The organism is Anaerobutyricum soehngenii (assembly GCF_009697165.1).
In the GTDB taxonomy this organism is placed as follows: domain Bacteria; phylum Bacillota; class Clostridia; order Lachnospirales; family Lachnospiraceae; genus Anaerobutyricum; species Anaerobutyricum soehngenii.
In genome coordinates this window covers 53,411-65,829 of the sequence record NZ_VULP01000003.1, presented here as the reverse complement: position 1 = coordinate 65,829, position 12,419 = coordinate 53,411, and the positions used below count along the sequence as shown (strand labels likewise).

The window sequence follows — 12,419 nt, the reverse complement described above, 5'->3', positions numbered from 1 at the left end:
TTTACAAGAAAATGTAAAAAAAATCGTATACCAGCCTCTGATCTACAGCTGCCGGTATACGATTTTATACCAGGTGTGAAATGATACGCATCTCACAATAAGAATGACTTAATATCCTTTCCATAAGATATGTGCTACAATGTCTATGCCTCTTCTACAACCAGAAAAACCTGCTGTACTTCATAAGCGATAATTCCCATTGCTGCGATTGCATTTTTGTAAATAGGATAATGCCTTGTAGACAAAAATGCCTTTGCTACCGACATTCTCCACCAAATGACAAACGTTCCGTCTTCTTCAAGATTAACATCATATTTGTATTTTTTATCAAGTACAGTTAGTTCCCCATGATCTCCCCGCTCGACATCCCAGCCATACTTTGAAATAAAAACTGGCTGCATTTTTTTAAAGAATTCATCAGATGTGACCCCTGCCGGAAGTTTGAACTTCATTCTGCGAAGCCGCCTTACTTTATGGTCTGCATATGTATCGATCAGACATACAAGACACAGCAAGATAAATGCAGCAATTGCCAGCCATCCTGTGAAATCCCCTTTCAGAATTCCAATTATCAAACTGATTGGAACCAGGATATACAATTTACGGAATTTCTTGATTTCATCCGGTAATGGTTCCGGCGAGGTGACTGTTCTTGCCTGCGAAGTATCCTCTTCTCCGCCCATACTTCCTCTTATGTAGCCGTCATGAACAGATTCCATGAATCCTTTCTCTTTTTTCTCTTTCTTTGCCATTGATGATTCCTCCCATTATTTAAAATAATTACCTGAAAAGCCAACGCTTAATCAAAGCTACCGGAATTAAAATCCAGCCAAACATTACTCCGATTAAAAAACGCTGAATCCACATATCTCCGATTCTCCCGATAATTACTTTGTTCGCTGATACGTTCCGTACATTCTAAGTTGTCTGCTATCACTGACGGAGGCTTTTTTGCTTTATTTTTTTCTACATAATAGCTTATGTATTCTTCTGTATAAAGCTTTTTCGGAAAGGAAATCTGTCGTCCTGCGTATGCTTTATGTATTTTTATTGTCAGTTCTTCCCCAAATTCAGAAAATAAGGAACCGTATATTGAACGGTAACTTTCCGGATTGCTCTCGTTAAATATTGCCATTTTTTATGTTGTCCTGTTTCATTTTTTTCTTTTCATCATTGTTTTCCATATACTTCATGAGCATTCTCTTCTACCTTTCTTACTGCTATTATACGAATAAAGATAGACAGAAAATGTCCAGGCTGTATTTTTATCCTCTTTCGATTTTCTACAGACTGACCAGACAGAAAAATATTTTATCTTTTTTTCATATACTCTTTTTTATTATAGCTTTTTACAAATTCAATTACTACTCACAAATTTCTTGGAAATTTTCCTTATTTCCTGCATATCCTTTTTCTGTCCCTGTTCTCTTTCTGACCTGTTAACGACAAAAAAATGGAAGAGTCCTATCATAGCGTTCTTCCATCTGCTATTCATAGGATTCTTCCATTTTTATTTCTTATTTTATTTCTTACTTTTTTCTTATATATAACGTAACTTTATTGATCAAATGACCAGCTGCCGTCATCGTTTTGTGTTCCGCCAATGACATCCTGTCCATCTACGGATACTAATACGTCTGTGCTGCTGATATCGTCTCCTTTTACAGAGAAGTCATAATATTCTTTATCACCTACGGTTACTTTTTTCTTGTAGGAGTATTCTGCATCACTGCCGTAGTAATCTTTTGCCTGGCTTAACGCATCATCCTGGGAAATGCTTTCGGAGCTGCTGCTTGATGAGTCAGAGTCTGTATCTGTTTCGCTGTCTGCTTCTGTTGTGCTTCCTTCTTCAGAAGTACTTTCTTCTGTACTCTTTTCTTCTTCGCTCTTGTCTGTTGTGTTTTCTTCGTCAAAGCCGTAGGAACTGTTTTTCTTTGCTGTGATATCTGTTACGGAGTAAGCGAAGTTATTATCATCGCCATCGAATGATGTCTCTGTGATCGTTACCTGATAAGTTCCTCTTACTTCGTCTGTATCTTTGTTACGAAGTTCTGCTGTGATGATATAGTCACTTCCGTCCTTTGTACAGTCTGTGATATATGGAACGAGGCTTCCTACGTCACCTTTTAAGAATCCATACATGTCTTTATCATCATCGTAGGTTGCGTATTTATCTCCGTCTGAAATTTCAGGGAATTCCATGTCACCCTTTCCGTATGTGTTATATAATGCGGAGGCATACATATTCGTTGTGTTCTCTTTAAGATAGTAGAAGGAGTCTTCTTCTACGCCATCTCCGTATGCGGATTCTGTTTCCATTAAGGATGTGAGAACTGCCATGGAAAACCAGAAGGAATCTGCTTCTTCTTCGCTCGTGTCGTTCGTGTAATATGCATAGCCTTTCGACAGCTTCTGTACCATTAAAGCTTCGATTGGATAAATCATGTTGTCGAAGTTGTCAGGAAGTGTCACATTCGATGCTACGTAGTCTGCTGTTGTATTTGCCTTACTTTCTGTCGTTGCTTCTGTTCCCTGTTCACTCTTAGCTGTGTTGTTTTTCTTCGCATCCTTACTGCTGGAACATCCCGCAACACCTGCTACCATCATTCCGGCTAATGCTACTGCAAGCACTCTTTTCAGTTTATTTTTAATCATAATATCGTTCCTTTCCGTAAAATATTTTCATGGAAATAATAGCGCACTTAAAAAAAATTGTAAAGGTATTTCTCTTTATTTTCTTTCCTGGCTTTTACGCTATTCTGATTTTACGAATGAATAGAAAACAGGTAAAGGAATGGTTAGTTCAGTTCTTCGGTATAGATTTCATATACTTCGCTCTGCTTACTGAGTTTTAGTAAGGTATCTTTATCTGCGATCGTTGTAAAACCATATATTTTAAGACCATTCTTTTTAACGTAGGATGCCATTTCTTTTAATGCTTCCGGCGAGTAATCATCTCCTGCTATCATTTCCAGAAACTGTTTCTGATCTGATAGATAATTAAGAAGACTTACAAAATGCTGTCTGGCATAGTTTTCTTTTTTGAGATTGTTTTCTACGCTGTCCCAGTGATCTGGTTCATCCATTTGATCTGTTTCACATCCCGGCAGAAGGGCAGGATACTTTTTATCGTCCCAGTTGAAGGCTGCATTATAAGATGGTACGCATACGAAACCAATATTTGCTGCACCGGAGAGGAAATCCGTTATATACTCTTCTCCTGCCTCTGCTTTATCCTTGTTTGAAAAATCGGCAGCCTCTTCAAGATCTCCTTCGTCTTTCTGTGGTTCTAATACTTGTACTGCACACCATACTTCTGAAAGATCCTGCTTATCTACGTACTTTTTAAAATCGGCATAAGGCATGATCTTATCTAGAGATATGTAACCTATATACATTTTTTGAGAATCCAGATTTTTTAATGATTCTATAGATTGTTCTTTTGTACCAGCAGCGCACATATTGACTTCTTCGTTCTCTTTCAGTTGAAAATACTTTCTGGTACATTGTAAATTCTCTTCTAATGTATTCTCTTCTTTTCCAACAAGGTTACTGTATGCAAAAGCATTGCTGACCGGTGTTTTTAAAATATTATTATCGTAATATCTCAGCTTGCCCCGGACAATCTCTCCGGATACATCGGTCAGGTTTCTTGTAAAGCTCGAAGTCTGGTTCACTGTAATATTATACTTTCCATATCCTTTTGATTCTGCTTCAACAGAAACTCTTCTCTTTCCCGGAAGAAAGACTTCTGAGTATACTGCCATATCACGACTCATCTTGTTGATCGTATAATCCTTATTCCCGATATTTTCCGCTGGATTATAATAGAAACAGGATACTATGGTCGGAAAGCAGAACTGTACAAATAGAATTAATGCGAACGCTAAGGCGAGAACGGTTAACCCTAATCTTCGAAATGCCCGTCTGATGGAACGATTGATCATTGTGATAAATTCTGTATCGATATCCTCTTCCTTGGTACTTCTTCTTTTCTTGTTCTTCCCTCGCTGACCTCTCGCTCTTTGTTCCTGAGCATCAGCTTCTGCTTTCTCTTTCCCTGTCTCTGTCTGTCTTCCATCTGCAAAAACGAAGCTGTTCCGGTCTTCTTCTGCAAAAACGTCTTCCAAACCGGGAATTCCTTCCTGTTCATAGAGATAATCACTGATTGCTTCCTGCTTCTCGATATCTTTCTCGATCCGCTTTCTCTGTTCTAATTCCAGCTCCCCTGCCTTATATAATTCTAATAATTCACGATAGGTCATCTTCCTTCCTCCTTCGTTAAATAATCCTTCAGTTCCTTCTTCGCCCGGTAAGAGAGAACCTTCACATTACCCGGAGTGATCTTAAGCATCGCCGCAATCTCTTTCTGTGAAAAGTCCCCAAAATACTGTAATAGAATCACTTCCTTTTTCTGTCCCTTTAACTGACTTACCGCTTCTAAAAGCTGCTTCTTCTCTTCTTTATGAAGAACTTCTTCCAAAATATCACTCTGTATTAAGACTTCTCTTCCTGATGTATGTACCTCCATGGTTGCATGCTCGAAATCAGATGATTCGATCGTCATCTGCTTCTTCTGCCTGTTATAATAGTTATAGTAAAGATTACGCGCTACCATATAAAGCCATGCCCGCATATTGGTATGAGAATCCTTCAATGTCAGTAATGCTTTTAAAAAGGTGTCCTGCAAAATATCATCTGTTACGCTCTCACTTCCACAAAGTGAACAGACAAAAATATATAATTCTTTATAATATCGCTGATACAATGCTTCTAACAAATGTTTATCCAGATTCTCACCCCCTCATTCCGATACTTTTCGACTTCTTGCATCTATATAACAATCAAAGAAGAAAAAGGTTACACTATTTATTTAAAATTTTAGAATTTATTCACATACAAAAAAACAAGAACTCTTCCGCATAATCCATGTAAGATCAATGCAGGTAAAAATGCTGAAAATACGGATGCGGCATTTCCTAATGCTGTGACGATCTTTACATGTATCATGTGATAGAGTTCTTGTTTTCGTTTTTTCTCTTTTTGTTTTTTCTCTTTTTTCTATTCAGAAATGAAATCGCAAAATAGTGCTTTTATTTGTTTTCTGGCTGCCTTTACGGAACCTTGTGCAAAGAATGGTTTACCACCGCCGCGGCCGTTTAATTCTTTGTTCACCTTTTTTACGAGTTCTTTAATGTCCCCGTTCCGTTCTCCAATGGCATATTTATATCCGTCTGTGTCGTTGCCGGCAAAGAGGGCTGCTATGCCGCCGCAGGTGTTTAAAATGGAATCGGTGCACTTTCTGACTTCTGCTGCTTCCATTGTATCCTCGATGAGAAGTACATTGCCTTTCCCAGCAAAGGAAGCTGCTTTTGCCTCAAAGCTTTTTTGTTTTTCCTGTGCCAGTTGTCCTTTTAGATCATAGACTTCATCAAGCAATCTCTGTACCGCTTCTTTTGTTTCATTCTCCTTTACGGAAAGGCTGACCGCAATCTGGCTGTTTTGCTCTGTGCTGCCGGACAGGTAGTCTAAAGCACGTTTGCCGGAAAGCATTTCCATGCGGACACCATCCCGGAACTTTTTGCAGGAAAGTATCTTAACGAGTCCGATCTGACTGGCGTGAGTAACATGTAAGCCACAGCAGGCGCAAAGGTCCGCTCCCGGGAATTCGACTAAACGGATTTCTCCGGTTAGTTCTTTTTTACTGCGATACGGGATAAACTTGCGCTGGCGTTCGTCCGGATAGAAAATATTCACCTTCTGGTTCATCCAGATGTAATGGTTTACTTTCTTTTCTATTTCCTGTACCTGCTGCCAGGTAAGCATTCCACTAAGATCAATTGTGATGATTTCTTCTCCCATATGGAAACCGACATTTTCATAGCCGTATTTCTCATGGATCATTCCGCTGACAATGTGTTCTCCGGAATGTTGCTGCATCAGGTCAAAGCGCCAGTTCCAGTCTATCTTTCCGACGACCTGTGCGCCTTCTTCTAATGGACTTTCCATGATATGGCAGAGTTCCCCGTCGATATACTGCACATCAACTACCGGGATGTTGTCAATCATTCCTTTATCGGCCGGCTGTCCGCCGCCTTCCGGATAAAATGCGGTTGCGTTTAAAATGACGTGATATTTTCCATCTTTTTCTTCGCAGGAAAGGACAATCGCCTCAAATTCCTGGATATATACATCTTCATAAAATAATCTTCTTGTCTTCATAATCCTGTCTGTTTTCTATTTAGATGATGCGGTCTTTACATATAATGAAAGATCAGTTTCCGGATTCTGTATCTGCATCTGATACTCCGTAAATTCCTTGTTACCATTTTCGTCTTCATATACTTTATAACCTTCGTGATCTAGTACAGTAAAGTATACATCTACAGGGATATTATATGTGTATTCCTGATTATTCTCTCCGTTATAATCGGAGTATACGGTACATACCCGCTTCTCTTTTTCAAGCTTCTGATAAAATACCGGAACTTTCTTCTGTCCGTCGAATTCTACGTTATATCCGTAAAATACTTCATCTCCACACTTCTCTTCTACAGAAGTAACGATCTGTGTCTTTTTATCCATGGTGATTGTCTTCTCAATCGTATCGCCAACAGAGAATCCGTACGTTGTTGCGTACTCATCACTGGCCTGTACCTTTGTTGTAAGCTGTAAGGTGATAGTATTATCACGTTCCTTCTCATTCTGCAGCTGGTCTTTCGTATCTCCCTGGAAAACGCTGTCTTCGATGCTCTTTACACATTCCTGCTCGTAGTCATCTCCGATCAGTCCATAATACTGTACATACTTATCGTTATAACGGTATAATTCTTTATTTGCGATTACTTCTTTATAATCTGCATCGGTTCCTTCTTTCTTAAAGTAAGAGAAGTAGTTGCCTTTCTTATCCTTTCTTACCTGACGAGTTGTTGTGTAATCTGAACCTTCTGCCAGATGAGAATAGGAGGTTGTGATCGTTACGTTCTTATGGTCTTTTAATAAAGCCTCGATGTTATTCGCTGCATTGATTTCTTCCATGTGCTTTGCATTCTTATGTGTTTTATGCAGCACACCAAAAACAACACCTGCAAGAATAATGATCGTAAGTAATAAGCTAATGCCTAAAACTTTCCAGAACCATGGTTGATTTTTTCTTCGTCGATGAGACGAATTACGGTCTAAGTCATAGCCTTTATATTTCTGTGCATTTGTAGTATCCGCCATAAATAAAAATGTTCTCCTTTCTAGTTTTATGTACTCCTGCTGTATCTTTCCAGGCAAGAAAGAATTCAAAAGTACACTTTTATATGCTCTGACGCTCTTACCAGAAAGAAGTCGTCAAAGGCCATATCTGCCTTATTATAAATCAATCTTTAGTCATATTTCAAGTTTTTTCAATCTTTTTGTATATTTTTCATTAACATATAGCTGATTCCGTTTGTCTGGTTCTCTTTTTTCTCTTCATCGGTCAGTGGGCGGACTACCTTTGCCGGAGAACCAAAAGCTAACATTCCATCAGGAATAACGGTTCCCTGTGTGACAAGACTTCCTGCCCCGATGATACAGTCCGAACCGATTTTCGCACCGTTCATAACGATTGCGCCCATTCCGATCACTGTATTATGACCGATCGTACAGCCATGAATGATCGCATTGTGGCCAATTGATGTGCCGTTACCAATCTCACATGGAAAGCCTGCATCTGCGTGAACAACTGTACCATCCTGTACATTTGATCCACAGCCAACAACGATCGGTGCCATATCTCCACGTATTACCGCATTGTACCACACTGAACTTTCATCCCCTAATGTAACATTACCTACTACACATGCACCGGGTGCTACCCATGCATTTCCCTGAATATCTGCATTTTTAATATAACTCATTTTTTCCTCCTGTTTTTGCCTCAGATTAGAACATACTCAAATCATGCGGAACCTTGTGTTATAAAGAAATCAAATGTAAGCTGATCGGTTTCCGGTAATCCAGTAAGGATGCCAAGTTCCACCATCTTATCTACGTTTGTCTTGCTGACTTTTGCCTGATTTCTAAAGTTTTCAAGGGAAGTAAACGGTCCATGTTTTGCCGCTTCCTCCACCTGCTCACATGCCTTGTCGCCAAGTCCTTCCACACTAGAAAGCGGCGGCATGATCTTACCGTCTATAATCTGACATTCTCTTGCTTTTGCCTTATAAATGTCAATCGGCATGAATGTAAAGCCTCTTGCATACATTTCCTGCGCGATTCTTCCATCACGAATCGTATCCTGGTCTTTCTTCGTCTGCTGATCTTTTGGTGTTTTCAGCAGTTCTGAAAGTGCTATATCTAATCGTTCCTTTCCTCTGCACATGATTTCATAAGAAAATGCGGATGCACGAATACCAAAATAGGCGGCATAATATGCCAGTGGCTTATGTACTTTAAACCATGCTACACGCCATCCCATCATAACGTAGGCAGCGGCATGTGCCTTCGGAAACATGTATTTAATCTTTTTACAAGACCAGATATACCAGTCCGGCACGCCATGAGAAGTCATCTCTTCTTCCCACTCCGGCTTTAACCCCTTTCCTTTACGGACGGATTCCATAATGGTAAAGGACTGCTCTTTATCTAACCCCATGTTGATAAGATAAGTCATGATATCGTCTCGACAACAGATTGCTGTAGAAATCTCTGCTTTTCCTTCTTCAATTAATGTCTGTGCATTGCCAAGCCATACGTCCGTACCATGGGACAGACCGGAAATACGTACCAGATCGGAGAAACACTTTGGATTCGTATCTTTTAACATCTGCATAACGAATTCTGTACCAAACTCCGGTACACCAAGGGAACCCATCTCGATTCCACCGATATCTTCCGGTGTGATTCCAAGAATATCGGTGCTGTGGAACAGCGACATAACTTCCGGATCATCGAGCGGAATCGTTGTCGCATCCATTCCTGTTAAGTCTTCTAACCGTCGAATCATTGTTGGATCATCATGGCCGAGAATATCAAGCTTTAATAAGTTATGATCGATGGAATGGTACTCAAAATGTGTCGTGATAATATCCGTATTCACATCATTTGCCGGATGCTGGATTGCCGTAAAGTCATAAATGTCATACTCATGTGGTACTACGATAATTCCTCCCGGATGCTGACCGGTTGTTCTCTTTACTCCCGTACAGCCTTCCGCTAAACGCTCCATCTCACATCTTCTTTTGTGAATATCTCTTTCTTCAAAATACTTGTATACATATCCGTAGGCTGTTTTTTCTGCAAGTGTACCGATAGTTCCGGCACGAAATGCTTTCCCTTCTCCAAAAATAACTTCTACATATTTATGCGCTTTTGACTGATATTCTCCTGAGAAGTTTAAGTCGATATCCGGCTCTTTATTTCCCTTAAATCCAAGGAAGGTCTCAAATGGGATATCATGCCCCTCTTTTTGTAAAGGTGTCCCGCAGACCGGACAGTCCCGGTCAGGCATATCGCATCCGGACATACCTTTTTTTGCATATGGCTTTACTGCATCTGAATCGAAGTCTACATAATGGCATTTCGGGCAAATGTAATGTGCAGACAGAGGATTAACTTCTGTGATTCCTGCCATTGTCGCTACGAAAGAGGAACCTACCGAACCTCTTGAACCTACCAGGTATCCATGGTCATTTGAATCCCACACAAGCTTCTGCGCGATGATATACATTACGGCAAATCCATTGGATATGATGGAATTCAACTCTCTTTGGAGTCGTTCTTCTACGATATCTGGAAGATCTGGTCCATAGATTTCATGCGCCTTATCGTAACAAATATTTGTTAATGTCTCATCAGACTTTGGAATTACCGGTGGACACTTATCCGGATGTACCGGCGATATCTTTTCGATCATATCGGCAATCTTATTCGTATTCGTAATAACAACTTCCTTCGCCTTTGCCTCCCCAAGATATGCAAACTCTTCTAGCATTTCTTCTGTCGTTCTAAAATACAGCGGTGCCTGATTATCTGCATCGGAGAAACCTTTTCCTGCCATAAGAATCCGGCGGTACTGCTCATCTTCTGGATTTAGGAAATGTACATCACAGGTCGCGACAACCGGTTTGTGATAACGCTCGCCAAGTTCCACGATCTTCCGGTTATAATTTTGCAGATCTTCTACTGTTTTTGCATCATATTTATCACTCTCAAGCATAAACATGTTGTTGCCGATTGGCTGAATCTCAAGATAATCATAGAAGCGTACCAGTTCTGCTAATTCTTCTTCGCTCTTTCCCCGAATAATCGCCTGAAATAGCTCTCCGGCTTCGCAGGCAGAACCTAAAATCAACCCTTCTCTGTACTTTTGAATGAGACTTTCCGGCATTTTCGGACGACGGTTAAAATAATCAAGATGCGAGGCCGATACCAAACGATTCAAATTGACGCGGCCGATGTCATTCTTTACAAGGATAATTCCATGATATGCCGGTGCTTTCCGAATCAGATCCGGGGACATCGCTCCCATATCATTTAACTTTGCAAGCGTATGCACATCCTTTTCTTCAAGCATTTCCACAAAACGAAGAAAGACTTCTGCCGTTACCCTTGCATCATCCACTGCTCTGTGATGATGTTCCTGCTTAATGTTTAAACGCTTACATACTGTATTTAACTTAAACTTATTCAGATCCGTAAGCAGCAGTCTTGCCATCTGTACCGTATCAAGCACCGTAAAATCGGTCGTAAATCCCTGCCGCTTTGCATTCTCTTCAATAAAGCTGACATCAAACTCTGCATTATGTGCAACCAGGCTGCAGCCTTCGCAAAATTCCAGAAATTCCGGCAGAATCTCTTCAATCGTTCCTGCATCTGCAACCATCGCATCATCAATACTTGTCAGTTCGGTAATCCGCAGAGGAATCGGCCGCTGTGGATTGACGAACACACTGTAATGGTCTGCTATTTCCCCATTACTTACCTTCACCGCACCAATTTCGATAATCGCATCGTGCAATGGGCTAAAACCGGTAGTCTCCAAGTCAAATACTACATAATCATCAAAAAGCGTCTGTCCTTTATCGTTCGTAACAAGCTTTTTTAAATCATTTACAAAATATCCCTCTACTCCGTAAATAATCTTAAATGGTTCGTCCATCGTGATACAGTGATTTGCGATCGGGAATGCCTGCAATACGCCATGGTCGGTAATCGCCATCGCCGGATGTCCCCATTCTTTTGCCTGATTGATTACTTTTTTAATGTCAACTACACTGTCTAAATCGCTCATTACGGTATGAAGATGCAGTTCCACACGTTTCTCAAGACTTTTATCCATTCTTTTTTCTGTAAAGTCAGGAATCGGCTTAATACCGGAAATAGAAGAAAGGGTCAGATCGTGCTCAAAGGTATCCATACGAGGCATTCCCTTTACTTTATAAAACTTTCCTTTTTCAAATAAATCTAAAAATTCCGGGAGCTGGTTGTTGGCAATAAATATCTTTCCAACAATCGTGTCCGTAAAGTCCGTAATATGAAAACTGACGATTGTTCGCTCTCTTCGAATTTCCCTCAGTTCCATCTTCAGAATCTTTCCGCGCACGACAACCTGTCCGATCTCGTCCACGATTTCCTCCAAAGGAACAACTTCTCCATCACAATCCTTCCCATAAATAACATCCGGATCTTTGGAACGTCTTCTCTGACTAAATTCCTGCCTTCTTGCCCGCTCTTCAAAGAAATTACCGGAATAATTATGATGCTTCTTTTCTTCTTTTGGCGTTTCCCCTTCTTCCGCTCCGTTCTCTTTCTTCTCACTCTCCACCTTTTTAATCTGGCTCATAACCATATCCACTTCCAGATTCAGCTTATGATTTCTCGCCTTATAAAAAGCCTGTTTCGCATCATCGGTAAAGTCGAACCCAACCTGAATCTCTTTGCCAAAACGATGAGAAAAAAGATGTTCCATATATTCTTTTAAAACCCGCGACTTATCTCTTGCAAGAAAGGAATCTTCTAAGAGAATCGTCATAATATTCCCTTCAAATCCCCATTCTCCATTCGCAAGAAGACTGTATTCCACACGCCCCATGTTCTTTACTTCATGAAGAATACTGCCCCAGTAATCATTTGTAATACTTTCTAGTGTATAAGCTGCGGATAACTCATACGTATCATCAAATGAAATAAAAACAGAGGTCTTTCCAAACAGCTCCTTTTTGAGATCGTAAGCAACTTTATTTAAAACTTTTCTCTGGATAATATGTTCACTCTTTAAATGAATCACTAACTGCCTTTTCTGCTGCTTCATTACCACTTTAGAAACAACCGCATTGGACAAAATATATTTTAAATTGTCAGGAACCGTATAATCTGGAAATACTTCTGGAAATGTCTGTCCTTCAAGCATCTTTTTCCTCCTTTCCGCTCTAGAGCTTGTTTGAAAA

General features: G+C 40.1%; 9 protein-coding genes. All 9 read right to left on the bottom strand.

The annotated features are described in order from the left end of the window. Window positions 1-143: 143 nt before the first annotated feature. Window positions 144-752, bottom strand: coding sequence for a hypothetical protein (locus FYJ25_RS02625; protein ID WP_154580468.1), 609 nt, complete (start codon window positions 750-752; stop codon window positions 144-146). A 47-nt stretch (window positions 753-799) separates the two neighbouring features. Then, window positions 800-1,135: a hypothetical protein gene (locus FYJ25_RS02620; protein ID WP_154580467.1), complete on the bottom strand. Its 336-nt coding sequence runs from the start codon at window positions 1,133-1,135 to the stop codon at window positions 800-802. A 422-nt stretch (window positions 1,136-1,557) separates the two neighbouring features. Continuing rightward, window positions 1,558-2,655: a hypothetical protein gene (locus FYJ25_RS02615; RefSeq protein ID WP_154580466.1), complete on the bottom strand. Its 1,098-nt coding sequence runs from the start codon at window positions 2,653-2,655 to the stop codon at window positions 1,558-1,560. Between the two features lie 143 nt (window positions 2,656-2,798). Further along, window positions 2,799-4,265 carry an anti-sigma factor C-terminal domain-containing protein gene (locus FYJ25_RS02610; RefSeq protein WP_154580465.1) on the bottom strand — a complete coding sequence of 489 codons (1,467 nt, stop codon included), beginning with the start codon at window positions 4,263-4,265 and terminating at the stop codon, window positions 2,799-2,801. Further along, a complete protein-coding gene (locus FYJ25_RS02605) occupies window positions 4,262-4,780 on the bottom strand; it encodes an RNA polymerase sigma factor (protein WP_243145663.1) in 519 nt (172 codons plus the stop codon). Before FYJ25_RS02605 ends, FYJ25_RS02610 begins: the two co-directional genes overlap by 4 nt. Window positions 4,781-5,061: 281 nt before the next feature. Further along, a complete protein-coding gene (locus FYJ25_RS02600; protein ID WP_154580463.1) occupies window positions 5,062-6,222 on the bottom strand; it encodes an alanyl-tRNA editing protein in 1,161 nt (386 codons plus the stop codon). A gap of 15 nt (window positions 6,223-6,237) precedes the next feature. Further along, window positions 6,238-7,224: a hypothetical protein gene (locus FYJ25_RS02595; RefSeq protein WP_147608422.1), complete on the bottom strand. Its 987-nt coding sequence runs from the start codon at window positions 7,222-7,224 to the stop codon at window positions 6,238-6,240. Between the two features lie 170 nt (window positions 7,225-7,394). Next, window positions 7,395-7,889: a gamma carbonic anhydrase family protein gene (locus FYJ25_RS02590; protein WP_021906408.1), complete on the bottom strand. Its 495-nt coding sequence runs from the start codon at window positions 7,887-7,889 to the stop codon at window positions 7,395-7,397. Window positions 7,890-7,930: 41 nt separating this feature from the next. Continuing rightward, window positions 7,931-12,382 carry a PolC-type DNA polymerase III gene (locus FYJ25_RS02585; RefSeq protein ID WP_154580462.1) on the bottom strand — a complete coding sequence of 1,484 codons (4,452 nt, stop codon included), beginning with the start codon at window positions 12,380-12,382 and terminating at the stop codon, window positions 7,931-7,933. Between the last annotated feature and the right edge of the window lie 37 nt (window positions 12,383-12,419).